Consider the following 13,017-nt stretch of genomic DNA (forward strand, 5'->3'; position numbering starts at 1 on the left):
TTTATCTTTATGACTGCAGGGGGTGTTAACGCCGGGCCAGCAGAACGCCAAGGACGATGCCAACCGCGGCCCCGATTCCTACGCCCTGCCAAGGTTTTTCGCGCACGTAGCTATCGGCGTGTTCGACGGCATCGCGAGCATGCTGTGTCAGATTAGTGGAACCATTGAAGCGTGCCCGGGCATCACGTAATACACCTTTTGCCTTACTGTGCAGCTCTTTCAGTTCCTCTTTGGTCTTGTCACCGGACTCCCGTAACACTTCGTCCAGCGTATCGGCCAGAAGGGTAACGTCTTGATCGATGTCGCGTTCTACTTTTTCTGATCTCTTAAACATTCGATTCTCCGTTTCGACACATGTCTATTAAGTGTAGACCATTTTTCAAACTGTGTTGGCGATCACGGAAAAAACTGTCATTAAGCGCTGTTTTCGCGGCGGATAGCGACGCAATAGAAGCCATCAGCAACCGGCGGCAATAAAGTCGCCGTTGGCGCTCACCGGGATGACTGAATTGAACAGCACCAATGCGAACAGGATCAGCAATATCCCCCCTAAAATAACGGCCAGTCGTGATACCTGCGCCAGGCGTTTACCTGTCAAATGGTCGTTGGCAGCGATAAATTTTTCACGTGCATGGTGTACCAGGGTGGCGAGAATCATGATCGACAGCGCCGTTCCCAGCGCCATGCTGAGTGCGGAAATCACGCCCCAGGTGAACATGCCAACGGCGTTGGCAAACACCAAGATGAGGATCGCACCGCTGCAGGGGCGGATACCGATAGAAACGATAAGCCACAGTGCATTGCGCCAGCCCCCCGTCAGGGCTGTTGCATCAGGCAGATGCCGATGGCCGCAGCCACAATCGTCTTCTGGGCTGTGCTGTGTGGTTGTTGTTAACGGCCTCAGCGCCTTGAACGCCAGTCGCTTGCGCTGGGGTAGCCCCACGGCGCGCAGGATCACCACCAGGCCGAACGCGGCGATAAACAGTGCGCTGCCTTTTTCCAGCCAGTAACGGCTCAGGCTCAGATCGCCCATCGACAAATTCAGCGCGATTGCCAGCACCAGCACGAAAAGGATCGCCACAACGCCTTGCATCAGGCTACCGAGCAAAGTGATCAGCCGGCTGGCGTTCAATTGTCTACGGTGGGTCGCCAGATACGTGGTGATAACAAACTTGCCGTGGCCCGGGCCGACGGAATGCAGGAAACCATAGATAAAGCTGCACAACGCCAGCATCACACCACCGCTGTACTGATGATTGCGCTGTTGCAATAAGTACAGCACCAGATAACGGTGCATATAGATCTGGGCATTGATGCAGTATTGGACGAACTCCGCCCAGTGGCGGGCGAACAGATAGAGCATAACCAGCAGCAACAGAACACCGGCGCCCAGACCGGCAACGTTTGCCGGTGTGACTTTCATCGTTGAGGTTTTCATGGCGCTGCCAGCCTGTAGCAAAAGGGGATCTTCAGCTTCCAGCATAGACTTGTGTACAGGGTTCACAAGCGCTGTACATTTGGTTACTCGGCGAAACCAATCACTCACGGAAGCGGTTCATCGATTCCTCTAGTATCTGCTTCAACGGCCCAACGGGGCTTACTGAAAAAACACTCTGAGGAATTAAAGATGAAAAAAGTATTAGCCCTGATCGTTGCTGCTACCATGGGTCTGTCTTCTGTTGCTTTCGCTGCTGATGCAGTAGCTCCAGCAGCAGCACCTGCTGCAACTGCAACCACGACTACCGCTGCGCCAGCTGCTGCTGAGAAGGCTCCTGCTAAAGCGACTCATCATAAGAAGACGCACCATAAAGCAACCAAGAAAGCCCCAGCACAGAAAGCTCAGGCCGCTAAAAAGCACCACAAAGCGACCAAGAAAGCCCCAGCACAGAAAGCTCAGGCCGCTAAAAAACACCACAAAGTGAGCCACAAAGCCCCAGCACAGAAAGCTCAGGCTGCTAAAACTCACCACAAAGTAAGCAAAAAAGCGCCAGCTCAAAAAGCTCAGGCCGCTAAAAAGCACCACAAAGCGACCAAGAAAGCCCCAGCACAGAAAGCTCAGGCTGCTAAAAAGCACCACAAAGCGGCTAAAAAATCAGCAACTCCAGCTGCTTAATTGAGTGACAAATGCGGGGCCTGAGGGTGCCGCATCATCCAGACGCGATGCAAACACCCGGTTTTTCCGGGTGTTTTCTTTTGAGGGCTAGCTCATGATGATCAATCGTTATTTGTTCGAAGTGATTTTCAGCGCCGTCACCTTATGCGGACTGATTGTTGCCTGGGAACTGTTCCTGGCAGACGGCTTTCTCTAATGCCTGATTATTGGGCCAGTGTGGTTTCGTGCAGATGCCGCCAACCCAGCCCAGCCTGGGTCTGCGTAAACACCACGGTAGAGTTACGCAGCGTTGCCCCTTGTCCTGGCAGCATTTGCTTTTCGCGATAGCTAACCACCGCCCCCGTTGGCCATTCGGCCACTAACGTCATTTCTTCTATTGTGATAACCAGCCCCGGTTTAACGGCACGATTGGCATGGAAGAATGCGCTAAGCGCAGCGAAATCCAGCCGGTTACCGTTCAGCGCGATCATGCTGAATGCGGGATCAAAACGCGCCAGCAGCGTCTGTTCTTCCCCTGTACCTTTTTCCAGCCAGTTTTCAATGGCGACATGAGCGTCGATCACTTCGGTAAAATATTGATTCATGAGAGGTCCTGTTGAGTCTTAAGGTGGCGCACAATTGCGCGGTTAGCGATGCGCAGGCATAGCAGTAGTGGAATTAACGTGCTGGCGGCGGCCAGGTAGAAACAGCTTTTATAGGCAACGGCCGGGGGAAAATGCTCAAGCAACAGGTTCAGCACTAAGCTGAGCAGGGCGACGCCCAGGCAAAAGCTGAGCTGCCGATTGATGTTCCATAGCGCACTTGCGTCTGCCAATTGTTCATCGGCAATATGCAGAAAGGCGCTGCTCTGCGCTGTGCTGCTGCACAGGCTGCCGCCAAACCCCATAAGGGCGAAAGCCGCTACCTGCAACCCATACTCCCCGGCGTGCGCAATCTGCGATAGCGCCAAAATACCCAGCCCTTGCAGCAGACAGCCGACGATAAACAGGGGGCGTGGGCCAACGCGATTAAATTTTTTGCCGGTTAGCGTGATGGCCAGGAATGAGGCCAAAGACCAAGGTACCATCAGGCTGCCGACTTGCGCGGCACGCATTCCGAGTTGATTTTGCAAATACAACATGGCAACCAGGCTGACTCCGATAAAGACACCCGGTATGCATTGGTAAATGATCATCGAGGTGCGCAGCAGCGGCTCTTGCACCAGTCGCAGGTTCAACAAAGGCTGCGCGATACGCAAACTGCGCCGCAGGTAATAGGTCAGTGTTAATGTCCCTGCGGCCAGCAATAAGAAGCCCTGTAGCAGGCCGTCGGTTTCACCCAGCCGCGTGAGGCCAAGCAGAATCAGTGTCAGGGCCGTGCAGGCGCAGAGCAGCCCGTTAACGTCGAGTGGCCTGGGTTGGGCGTCTGGTGCTTGCGGACGTAACCACAGTGCTGCCAGCAAGAGCGCCAGCGCTGCCAATGGCAAGTTAGCGAAGAAGACCCAGCGCCAGTCAAGCCGATCAACAATGAGTCCACCCAGTGCAGGTGATAACGCGGGTGCCAGCAAGCCGACCAACATAATGGCGGCGGAAAGCCCCGCACGTTCATGGCTTCTGTACAGTTGATAGGTCAATGTTTGGCCTATCGGGATCAGCAAACCGCCCCCCATGCCTTGCAACACACGCCAGCCAATCAGTTCCCCGATTGAACCCGCATTACCGGCTGCGGCCGTCGCCAGCATAAACAGTGTCAGAGAGACCAAAAATACGCGTTTCCCACTAATGCGTTGCGCCAGCCAGGCGCTGAGTGGGATCACCAGCGTCAGGCCGAGAATATAACCATTGCTGACCCACGCCAATTCACCGACTGAGGCATGAAAGGTATGCCCGATAGACGGGTAAGCGACGTTAGCGATAAACATGTTGATCAGATCGACGAAAAAACCGAGCAGATAGACGATTGCGACTTTGATGCGATAGGGCATGGTGCCTCCGGTTGAAGGCGAGCAGTGTAGCGGGCGGGAAAGTGCGGATAAATCGGCTGCGAGCGATTACACTGTCAAAATAATTTTGACAATAAAGGGCGGTAACATGCTTAACCTGCAGCGTTTGGCTATCTTTGTGGCGGTGGTGGACGCCGGCAGTTTTACCGCTGCTGCGGTAGCGCTCGGGCAAACCAAGGCGGTGGTGAGTTTCAACGTCAAACAGTTGGAAAGTGAGCTAGGCGTATCCTTACTGGTGCGTAGCACCCGGCGGCTGGCACTTACCGATGCAGGTGAACGGTTTTATCAGCGCTGCTTGCGCTTGTTGCAAGATGCCGAGAATGTGTTGGACGACGTACGCCGCGATCACCACGGGTTAAGCGGTGTCTTACGTATCACAACCACGCCTGAATACGGGGCTCAGGTCGTGGTGCCGGCATTGGCGGCATTTTCCCGCCTGCATCCGCGTTTGCGCATTCAACACGTTTCCTCTTCTTATCATGCCGATTTGATTTCAGAGCGCTTTGACGTGGCTATCCGCCTGGGGCAATTGGCAGATTCTAGCCACCGGGCGGCTCTGCTGGACAGTTTTGCCATCTTGCCGGTTGCGTCGCCGGACTATCTGGCGCGACATCCTGTTGAGTCATTAACCCAATTGGCGCAGGCGCAGTGGATCGCCCACAGTCGCCTCAGCTCGCCCTTGAGCTGGCAGGTTGTGACGCCAGAACGGCAAGCGGTGTTGTTCAAAGTTGAAGACACTGCCACGCTAATGGGCGACAGCGCTTCTGCGCTGCTGGCGTTTTCCCTGCATGGCGCTGGAGTGGCACTGCTGCCGGCGTGGCTGGTACAGCCGGCAATAGCATCAGGAAAACTGTGTCATTTGTTGCCAGATCACAGCTTCCCTGAACAGAGTATTTATGCCCTGTACCCCAATACCCGCCATGTGCCGGAAAAGGTACGGGCGTTTATTGATTTTCTGCGTGAACAGGTAACCAGGGGTGAATAAAGCTCAGAATGCTAGCCACCGTTTGCTGGTGTACCCATTCGCGTTGCGCGTTGGAAGAAGCGCATAACACCTCCGCATCTTTCTCTTCTTCTGCCAGGATTTGACGTCCATTGGGCTGGCAAAGCGGAGTAAAATCGAAATGATTGCCTCTGGACAACAGTAGTGCGTGAATCGGTTGCTGCCCCGCCTCTTTGGCCAGCGCGGCACCGCCAAGGCCGGGGATCTGGCCGTCTGGCTCGAAACGCTGAGGTTCGACGATCAATAAAGGGGCGCTGAGCTGATGCAGGCTGGCAGGCAGCAGATAAGGCACCATACCGGGATCGAGGGCGACGGCAAAGCGGATGCGCGGGTCGGTATAGTCTGCATCAAATTGCTGGGTGGAGAGGGTCCCCAGATCAACCTTGGCCCGAGTATAAAACTGGCAGTTGGGCGAGCGTGGCGCTTGCTGGCAACCGCGAATGAAATCGGTGAGCTGGACTCGACCACCGATGATGGCAATCGCACTGTAACCGCCCTTCGAGTGGCCGATAACACCAATGGCTTTATGATTAATGGCCTTAGCCCAGTGGGGATCTGCCGTGATGGCGCTAATCAAGGCAGAAATATCGTCGGTCTGTAACCACAGCTTGGCGGAGCGTGCGGGGATTGAGTCACCGGTGGTGCTACCGGGATGATTAGCCGCCACCACGACCACGCCTTGCTCGACAAGAGCGGCTGCCAGCCAGGCCTGGCTGCTGTTATTACCACCGCTACCGTGACTGATCACGATCAGCGGAAAGCGCCCATTGGCTATACGTGCATCAGGCTGGCTTTGAATGCCGGTAAAGACCGGATTCGCACCGATGAGCTGGGGGGAACCTGTCTCGGTGGTGGGGTAGTAAATTCGGCTGGTCAACGTACGTGGACCGTCCTGAAAGACGTCATCCCGGGTGGCAACCTGGTAAGGGGCGGCGCTCGCGGCACCACATAAGACCCACAATAACAACAATGCTCTTTTCATTTTCACTCCTCAATGTATCAACGTCGAGAGAGTGACATTGGCGGGGCTGCCCGGCGACCTCGATCGCGATCCGGGTCGTTAAATGATTGTTTTAACAGTACACTGTCGGTTCTGTGTAAAGACAACAAGATGCTGACGATGCCGCTTATTCCGCTCACTTTTCTGTTTGGTTTATTGTGCCTGGGGCTGCTGTATCGGCTGGGGCGACCACATGCGCAACGCTGGGTCTTTCAGTTATTGCTGCTGTTGTGTGCTTGGCAAAGTGTGCTGGTGGGCATCCGTTACGGCTACGGCCTGGCTCAATTAAATGGGTTGCAACCTTTGAGCGCAGTGGCGATCCCCACGCTAACGTATTTGGCTTTTTTGGCCAGTACCCAAGGCAGGCTAAGGCGGCGAGAACTGTGGCACCTGATGCCACTGTGCCTGACGTTGTTGGCGAGTTTGGCCGCGCCTTTTTGGTTGGATACGTTGATCGTTGGCACTGACCTGGGCTATGGCGTGGCGCTGCTGTATGCGCTGCGGCGTGGTGAGAACAGCCTGCAGCAGGTGGCGCTGGCGGACAGTTGGCTCAGTTATCGGTTGTGGCGCGGTTTGGGCATGTTACTGATCGCGGTAGCGATAGCCGATCTGGTGATCACACTCGATTTTTCACTGTTTGATGGGCGACATGCCGGTTGGATGGCCACCCTCGTTAATGTGCTGGTGGCATTGAGCCTCTGCCTGGTGTTGGCCCGCAGCCGACCCTCGGAAAGCCCGGTGGATGCACTGCCAGAGCCCACGGAAGATGCCGCAGAGGATGAAGAACGGTTGGCCGAGTGGTTTGCGCAGGTACAGCAACGGCTGCGACAGGATGACCTTTATCTGGAACCAGAGCTGAATCTGGCGCGGCTGGCGCGAAAAGTTGGCTTACCGGCACGCCGTGTGTCACAAGCCATCAATCGGCATGCGGGCATGAATGTGTCGCAATATGTTAATCAACTGCGTATTTGCCAAGCGGCGCAGTGGTTGCTTGCCGATGACCGTTCGATCACCGAGATCATGCAGGCTGCGGGCTTTACCACCAAGTCGAACTTTAACCGTGAGTTTTTACGCATTTATGGCGTCAATCCGAGCGAATGGCGCAGGCAACAAACGCGTAGTTAAATAATAATTCGTTATAACTCTCACATTTATCATCAGATCCCATCGGGGTATGCTGAACGCTGTTGCCTACCCCGTTCGATGCGAGCCACCGTTGATGACCGCAATCAGTTCCAAAGAAAACAATCTCCAACTGAATAAACGTATTTTGTCGGTCGTGATGTTCACCTTCGTTTGCTACCTGACCATTGGCCTGCCGTTGGCGGTGTTGCCTGGGTTTGTACATAACGATTTGGGGTACAACTCGGTGCTGGCCGGTCTTATCATCAGCGCCCAATATTTCGCTACCTTGTTTAGTCGACCGCATGCCGGGCGCTATGCCGATCAGCTTGGGCCGAAAAAAGTGGTGTTGTTCGGGCTGGCTTGCTGCGGGGTGAGCGGTCTGTTTTATGCCCTGGCTTTTTGGTTCGGCGGGGTGCCGTTGTTGAGTTTAATCCTGCTGTGCGTCGGCAGGGTATTTCTCGGTGTCGGCGAAAGCTTTGCCAGTACGGGGTCTACGCTGTGGGGGATTGGCCTGGTGGGGCCGCTGCATACCGCCCGGGTTATCTCGTGGAATGGGGTGGCAACGTACGGTGCGATGGCGGCTGGGGCGCCGCTCGGTGTTTACCTCAACCAGCACTGGGGATTGGCCGGGGTAGCGGCGTTAATCGTGTTGGCGGTGGCGGTTTCACTGTGGCTGGCGAGCGCTAAACCCACCGTTTCAATCACTGCCGGTAAACGCATTGCCTTTAGCGCGGTGTTGGGGCGTATTTGGACCTACGGCGTGGGGCTGGCGATGGGCACCGTGGGGTTTGGGGTTATCGCCACCTTTATTACCCTCTACTATGCTGATAAAGGTTGGAGCGGTGCCGCGTTCTCGCTGACGTTGTTCAGTGGTGCTTTTGTCGGCATTCGTTTGATTTTCAGTAATACCATCAATCGTCACGGTGGGTTAACGGTGACGTTGGTGTCATTCCTGATTGAGATTGCCGGGCTGCTGCTGATTTGGCTGGCGACGGATCCACTGATGGTGCAGGCCGGCGCGTTGCTGGCAGGAGCCGGTTTTTCTCTGGTTTTCCCCGCGTTGGGCGTGGAGGCGGTGAAGCAAGTGCCACAGCAAAATCAGGGCACCGCACTGGGTACTTACTCCGCGTTTCTTGATTTGGCGCTGGGGATCACCGGGCCATTGGCGGGTTTGTTGATGAGCCATACGGGGGTGCCATCAATCTATCTGGCGGCTGCGTTGATGGTGTTTATGGGCGCTCTGCTGACGCTGCGTTTGCTGCTGCTAAACCGGCAAAATATATAGTTAAGGATTATTCCTAAACCCACATTCATACCGAAAAATTTATTGTTTCATCTCATGATTGCGGTAAGGTCGCTCAGCGGTCCAGAACGAGAGGAGAAATCGATGTATTTACGGCCGGATGAAGTGGCTAGAGTGTTGGAGAATACTGGCTTTGAGCGTGATTATGTCACCGACCAGTCTTATGGTTACCGCAAGGGTGAGCACTACGTGTATGTGAATCGTGAAGCGCGGATGGGCAGAACCGCGTTGGTGATCCACCCTGCACTGAAAGAGAAAAGCGTGCATTTCGCCACGCCGACCTCGCCGGTGCGCACCAGCGATCAGTACCTTGAGTTTCCCCTGGATTTAAGCAGTGATGCCCCGAGTGCGCGCTACGGCATTCCACACGGCTTCAGCTCGCGTGATGCGCTTTCGCGCTATATCTACAGCATGTTTCAGTAATGCCTCCCCCGCCTGCGGGGGACACTTTCACCCATTCGCGATAGCGTCCTGATTAAAACGCTCGTTGTACGCGCGGCGAAACTGCGCCAATTCGAAGGCGTCTATATCCAGTTCGGTAAAGTAAAACAGGGCGGCTTCAGTGTGTTCGGCATGCAGCTCTGGCGATAGTCCTGCCCGCATCAGCGTTTCCCGCCACAGGGCAATCTGGTGGTCATCCGCCTGTTTGATAAAGGTCAGATAGATAAACAGCAAATAGGCTGCCTGGTGCATCTCTTCGGTGTAGCCGTTGTTTAAAACGCGGATAAAGATTTGGCTGTTACGGCTGCCCATCTCCTGAATCATCGATTCAACCAACATCGGTTTTACTTTCAGCAAGTGGGCCAGAGAGTCGATGGCTTTGCGCGTATCGGAAGTCAAAATGCGGTAACCAATAATAAATACAACGATCAGGGCAGCGATGATGATCCAGGTCATTTATGATTTATTACACTCTCAGAACGCCAGTATTTGGCAGGAGGCGCTGTGCGACAGCGCCCGGTGTCAACGCTGTTCGCCGCTGAAATTGTCGGCTGCCCGCTGTTGATTGCGCAGGTGGTGGTTGAAGGTGGCTGCATCCTTGGCCAGTGCATCCAGATGGGCGCCCAGCATTTTGATTTGCTTGACCAACGCGTGCTGCTCCGGCACGGAGCTGGCGGTGCTCAGCTTGCGCACCAGCTGCTCATTTTGCATACGTAATGCAACTTCGCGTTGTTTAGCTTCTTCCAGCAACTGCTGCAGTGCCTGATAGCTGTGCTGCCATTCACGGTGCTGCCTTTCGAAGCTGGCCTGCAACTCGCTCATGGCATTTTGAAACTGGGTTTCCAGCTCGCGCATTTTCATGGGATCGATCCTTTGCGGCACTCAATAATGGTTTAGCAGTATAACGAAAACTGCACAGAACCTCACCCGTTGACGACAATTGCGGAAAATTCCCGGCTTGCAACTGGGGTGAGGCGTTTTACAATCAGGGTCATCCCAAGCGTTGAAGGCTTAGGTCCAAGAGTGGCAGTGAGATGAGCAAACAAGACAAAGACTTTTTTGAACAGGCGATGGCGGATGTGACGCCGTTATCCAGCACTTCCCAGACGCTATACCTTAAGCCGCTGGAGAAGACGGACAAAAGTGTGCGTCGTGAAGAGCAGGCGCTGCGACAGGAAAACTTTCTCAGCACCGGCTTTCTCGAACTGATCCCCTGTGAGCTGCCGTTGGAATACAAAGGCGAGGGCATTCAGCAAGGCGTACTGGATAAGCTAAGCCATGGCCGCTACCCACCGCAGGCCAGCCTTAATCTACTGAAACAGCCGGTAGAGGCGTGCCGAGAAGCCCTGTTCCGTTTTATTTTGCAGGCGGAAAAGCAAAACCTGCGTTCGTTGCTGATTGTTCATGGTCGTGGGCGGGGGAATGAGAGCCACGCCAACATAATCCGCAGTTTTATCGCCAAATGGTTGGCGCAGTTTGAACAGGTACAGGCTTTTTGCCGAGCGCTACCGCGTGATGGGGGCGACGGGGCTTGTTACGTCACATTGCGCAAGTCAGCGCAGGCCAGGCTTGATAACTTCGAACGTCATGCCAAACGCAGCCGCTAGCGTGGGAGTTGAGGAGGTGGCAGGAACAACCGGCAGCGTTGCGGCTGCCGGCTGAAGAAAATTATTTACCAAAGAACTTATAATCCAGTGAATAACGCCCGGCACCGGTGACGGCCAGTAACAACAGCCCGCCGATTATGCTGATATTTTTGAAGAAGTTTATTTCATTGCCCATCATTTCCATGCCGGTCATTTTCCAGAAGGGGTGACCGATAAATGCGGTACCGAGGACATAGACAGCAAAAATAACCGCGATAGGACGGGTAAATAACCCGAGAATAAGTGCGATGCCAAAAAAGAATTCAACGACTACAGCGATAATGGCCGCCAAATAAGGCATTGGTGTGCCATACCCTTCCATTGACGTAACGCTTGCACCAAAGTTGGTTAACTTCATCCAGCCGAAAATAATAAACAAAATCATCAATAATATTCGGGATAGCAGAATAACGCCGTCTTTTGAACTTTCACCCATTTTGAACTCCTTAGCCACTGTCAAAATTATGTCGTGTTACTGATTAAATAGTAGACTAATATCAGATTTGTTCTAGACCCGTCATCTTTCAAGTTGCAGCGTTGTTACCTGCACTCGCTTACCCCAGTTACTTACTCAAGTAAGCGCCTGGGGATGAGCGAGCTGGCCGCCTAGCTGCAGCTTGAAATCTATAGGGTATAAATTTATGTATTTTTAAGATGGGATAAATTTATGGATTTTGAAATTCTGGCAGATGAGAAACGTTTCTATATAAACGATCCGCAGGGAAAAATGATCGCAGAGATATCCTTTGTGCCGAGTGGGGATAAATTAACGATTATCGATCACACCTGGGTGGACGAGGTGTTGAAGGGCCAGGGCGTGGGTAAAAAGCTGGTGGCATTGGTGGTGGCGAAAATGCGCGCGGAAAACCGTAAAATTATTCCGTTGTGCCCGTTTGCCAAACACGAGTTCGATACGACCCCCGAATACCAGGATATCCGCGCGTAACGGCCTTGCTGGTGTAAACCTGTCTTGAGCGTTGTGGTGGTTGGCAGAATAATCGTTATATATTATGTTATATAGCGATTATTAAAACAGGGAGATAACACGATAATGCCGGGACTATTGATGTTCTATGTGGGCGGCACGGCGCCGGGCGCCAATATCGAACTGCACGATGTGCAGTTTGTCGCAGCAGACCAGCCTGAAGAGGCTCACCCTTTACTGCGAGAAAAATGGTTTGGGGATAAGAGCAAGGTGCATATTGATGGCTATGCGCGTATTGAATGGGCGGATGGCTACGACGTAATGTTGCATCCAGCCCCCTTTAACGGTCCCGAGAAGCTGTTCTTTGTCAATGTGGGGGGCTACCGCAGTGACGAGCTGGCTGAGTTGCATCAGTTTGGCTTGTTTGTGGCACACAATGCCGATGAGGCCAAAGAAAAAGCCAAGCAGGTGCTGCTGACCGGCAGTTTCCAACAGCATAAGGATGATTTGGCGGACGTCGACGACTGCCTGCTGCTGCACTCACTACAGGGGTACCATGTTCATCTGCAGGCCAATGCGCAAGGGGAACCGGCACGGCCGCTGTGGCAGGGATATTTGCCAATAGGCGCATAATGCCACCTGGGGAGGATCTCATGGGGGAGGTGACCTCCCCATATTGGATAGAGTAAGCATTTATGCGGTGCCGGGTAATTATGTGGGCTTATGTGCGGCGAGAATAAAGAGCATCGGGCGCTCTTTCTCTTCGTCGAGCGCCGGGTTTTCTGCTATTTGCTGCGCCGAAGGGCCCCATTCATTGAGGTAGGTGACGACAAAACCTTGTTGTACCAGCAGATTAATGTAGCTGCCGAGCATACGATGCTGTTTGATCACACCTTCCGCCAGCCAGTTTGAGATCCGTTGGCCCTCTTTCTGATAACCATTGACCGGCCAGGATTTCTGCCCGTTCTGATCCACCAACCAGCCCTGATGCTGCGGCGCAGTATAAATGGGGTGTTCGGCGGTGAAGACAAACTGACCACCGGGCACCAGTGCCTGATAGACCGTAGCAAACAACCGGGCCAGATCGTCTATGTAATGCAGCGTCAGTGAGCTGTAGGCAAAATCGTAGGAAGCAGGGGGAAGTTGAAGCTGCTCCAGATCCTGCTGGCAGTATTCAATGCCGTCATCCTGTGTCAATGTCCGTGCCTGGTTAAGCATTTTTTCCGATAGGTCCAAGCCCAGGACGCTGGCAGCGTTCTGTTCACGGGCACTGCGGCAAAACCAGCCATAACCACAGCCCAGATCGACCACTTTCTTTCCGTGTAAATCCGGCAATATGCTGCGGATGGTCGGCCACTCCGGCGCACCGTCCAAGCCGTTCACGGAACGGTTAAGCTGTGCATATCCATCGAAAAATGCCTGATTATCATAAATATTTTGAGCCATTACGATTCCTGTATTGGGGTTGTGCCTCCGCCAT

Annotated in this window: 17 protein-coding genes; 8 read left to right on the top strand and 9 right to left on the bottom strand. The window is 53.8% G+C overall.

The window, feature by feature from the left end:
- Positions 1 to 25: 25 nt before the first annotated feature.
- Positions 26 to 334 carry an ElaB/YgaM/YqjD family protein gene (locus tag AC2FC2_RS16215; protein WP_209640324.1) on the bottom strand — a complete coding sequence of 103 codons (309 nt, stop codon included), beginning with the start codon at positions 332 to 334 and terminating at the stop codon, positions 26 to 28.
- A 123-nt stretch (positions 335 to 457) separates the two neighbouring features.
- Positions 458 to 1,438 carry a nickel/cobalt transporter gene (locus tag AC2FC2_RS16220; RefSeq protein ID WP_209640418.1) on the bottom strand — a complete coding sequence of 327 codons (981 nt, stop codon included), beginning with the start codon at positions 1,436 to 1,438 and terminating at the stop codon, positions 458 to 460.
- Positions 1,439 to 1,627: 189 nt separating this feature from the next.
- Between AC2FC2_RS16220 and asr the strand changes: the two genes are divergently transcribed.
- On the top strand, positions 1,628 to 2,113 hold the full coding sequence (gene asr, locus AC2FC2_RS16225) for an acid resistance repetitive basic protein Asr (RefSeq protein ID WP_490659536.1): 486 nt from the start codon (positions 1,628 to 1,630) through the stop codon (positions 2,111 to 2,113).
- A gap of 203 nt (positions 2,114 to 2,316) precedes the next feature.
- Here the strand turns inward: asr and AC2FC2_RS16230 are convergent, their stop codons facing one another.
- Both AC2FC2_RS16230 and AC2FC2_RS16235 read right to left on the bottom strand, forming a co-directional pair.
- On the bottom strand, positions 2,317 to 2,697 hold the full coding sequence (locus AC2FC2_RS16230) for a DUF4440 domain-containing protein (RefSeq protein WP_209640318.1): 381 nt from the start codon (positions 2,695 to 2,697) through the stop codon (positions 2,317 to 2,319).
- Positions 2,694 to 4,076: an MFS transporter gene (locus tag AC2FC2_RS16235; RefSeq protein ID WP_490659537.1), complete on the bottom strand. Its 1,383-nt coding sequence runs from the start codon at positions 4,074 to 4,076 to the stop codon at positions 2,694 to 2,696. Before AC2FC2_RS16235 ends, AC2FC2_RS16230 begins: the two co-directional genes overlap by 4 nt.
- Positions 4,077 to 4,182: 106 nt before the next feature.
- Between AC2FC2_RS16235 and AC2FC2_RS16240 the strand changes: the two genes are divergently transcribed.
- Positions 4,183 to 5,079, top strand: a complete 897-nt coding sequence (locus AC2FC2_RS16240; protein ID WP_209640312.1) for a LysR family transcriptional regulator — start codon at positions 4,183 to 4,185, stop codon at positions 5,077 to 5,079.
- Here AC2FC2_RS16240 and AC2FC2_RS16245 read toward each other — a convergent pair.
- On the bottom strand, positions 5,039 to 6,079 hold the full coding sequence (locus AC2FC2_RS16245) for an alpha/beta hydrolase family protein (protein ID WP_490659538.1): 1,041 nt from the start codon (positions 6,077 to 6,079) through the stop codon (positions 5,039 to 5,041). The two genes, AC2FC2_RS16240 and AC2FC2_RS16245, sit on opposite strands and share 41 nt — an antisense overlap.
- Positions 6,080 to 6,208: 129 nt before the next feature.
- On the opposite strand from AC2FC2_RS16245, the gene AC2FC2_RS16250 reads away from it, so the two are divergent.
- From AC2FC2_RS16250 to AC2FC2_RS16260, 3 genes are all read left to right on the top strand, one after another.
- Complete coding sequence (locus tag AC2FC2_RS16250) at positions 6,209 to 7,222, top strand: helix-turn-helix domain-containing protein (protein WP_265557064.1); 1,014 nt, start codon at positions 6,209 to 6,211, stop codon at positions 7,220 to 7,222.
- A gap of 94 nt (positions 7,223 to 7,316) precedes the next feature.
- Entirely contained in the window at positions 7,317 to 8,507 is a 1,191-nt protein-coding gene (locus tag AC2FC2_RS16255) for an MFS transporter (RefSeq protein ID WP_265557065.1), read from the top strand.
- Between the two features lie 102 nt (positions 8,508 to 8,609).
- Positions 8,610 to 8,948, top strand: a complete 339-nt coding sequence (locus AC2FC2_RS16260; RefSeq protein WP_037422190.1) for a DUF2002 family protein — start codon at positions 8,610 to 8,612, stop codon at positions 8,946 to 8,948.
- A gap of 27 nt (positions 8,949 to 8,975) precedes the next feature.
- On the opposite strand, the gene AC2FC2_RS16265 is transcribed toward AC2FC2_RS16260, so the two are convergent.
- Both AC2FC2_RS16265 and AC2FC2_RS16270 read right to left on the bottom strand, forming a co-directional pair.
- Positions 8,976 to 9,422 carry a DUF1198 family protein gene (locus AC2FC2_RS16265; RefSeq protein ID WP_265557066.1) on the bottom strand — a complete coding sequence of 149 codons (447 nt, stop codon included), beginning with the start codon at positions 9,420 to 9,422 and terminating at the stop codon, positions 8,976 to 8,978.
- A gap of 66 nt (positions 9,423 to 9,488) precedes the next feature.
- Positions 9,489 to 9,827: an MbeD/MobD family mobilization/exclusion family protein gene (locus AC2FC2_RS16270; protein WP_209640299.1), complete on the bottom strand. Its 339-nt coding sequence runs from the start codon at positions 9,825 to 9,827 to the stop codon at positions 9,489 to 9,491.
- 173 nt (positions 9,828 to 10,000) lie between these two features.
- Here AC2FC2_RS16270 and smrA point away from each other — a divergent pair, with 173 nt between their 5' ends.
- Positions 10,001 to 10,573 (top strand): DNA endonuclease SmrA, encoded by a 573-nt coding sequence (smrA, locus tag AC2FC2_RS16275; protein ID WP_209640296.1) that lies wholly within the window; start codon positions 10,001 to 10,003, stop codon positions 10,571 to 10,573.
- Positions 10,574 to 10,634: 61 nt separating this feature from the next.
- On the opposite strand, the gene AC2FC2_RS16280 is transcribed toward smrA, so the two are convergent.
- On the bottom strand, positions 10,635 to 11,048 hold the full coding sequence (locus AC2FC2_RS16280; protein WP_209640293.1) for a DoxX family protein: 414 nt from the start codon (positions 11,046 to 11,048) through the stop codon (positions 10,635 to 10,637).
- Between the two features lie 231 nt (positions 11,049 to 11,279).
- On the opposite strand from AC2FC2_RS16280, the gene AC2FC2_RS16285 reads away from it, so the two are divergent.
- Positions 11,280 to 11,558 (top strand): GNAT family N-acetyltransferase, encoded by a 279-nt coding sequence (locus tag AC2FC2_RS16285; RefSeq protein ID WP_265557067.1) that lies wholly within the window; start codon positions 11,280 to 11,282, stop codon positions 11,556 to 11,558.
- A 105-nt stretch (positions 11,559 to 11,663) separates the two neighbouring features.
- Positions 11,664 to 12,170 carry a DUF1543 domain-containing protein gene (locus AC2FC2_RS16290; RefSeq protein WP_209640287.1) on the top strand — a complete coding sequence of 169 codons (507 nt, stop codon included), beginning with the start codon at positions 11,664 to 11,666 and terminating at the stop codon, positions 12,168 to 12,170.
- A gap of 78 nt (positions 12,171 to 12,248) precedes the next feature.
- Here the strand turns inward: AC2FC2_RS16290 and AC2FC2_RS16295 are convergent, their stop codons facing one another.
- Positions 12,249 to 12,983, bottom strand: a complete 735-nt coding sequence (locus AC2FC2_RS16295; protein ID WP_209640284.1) for a class I SAM-dependent methyltransferase — start codon at positions 12,981 to 12,983, stop codon at positions 12,249 to 12,251.
- Positions 12,984 to 13,017 lie beyond the last annotated feature (34 nt).

Source organism: Serratia sp. CoH_122_TC_1 (assembly GCF_058191755.1).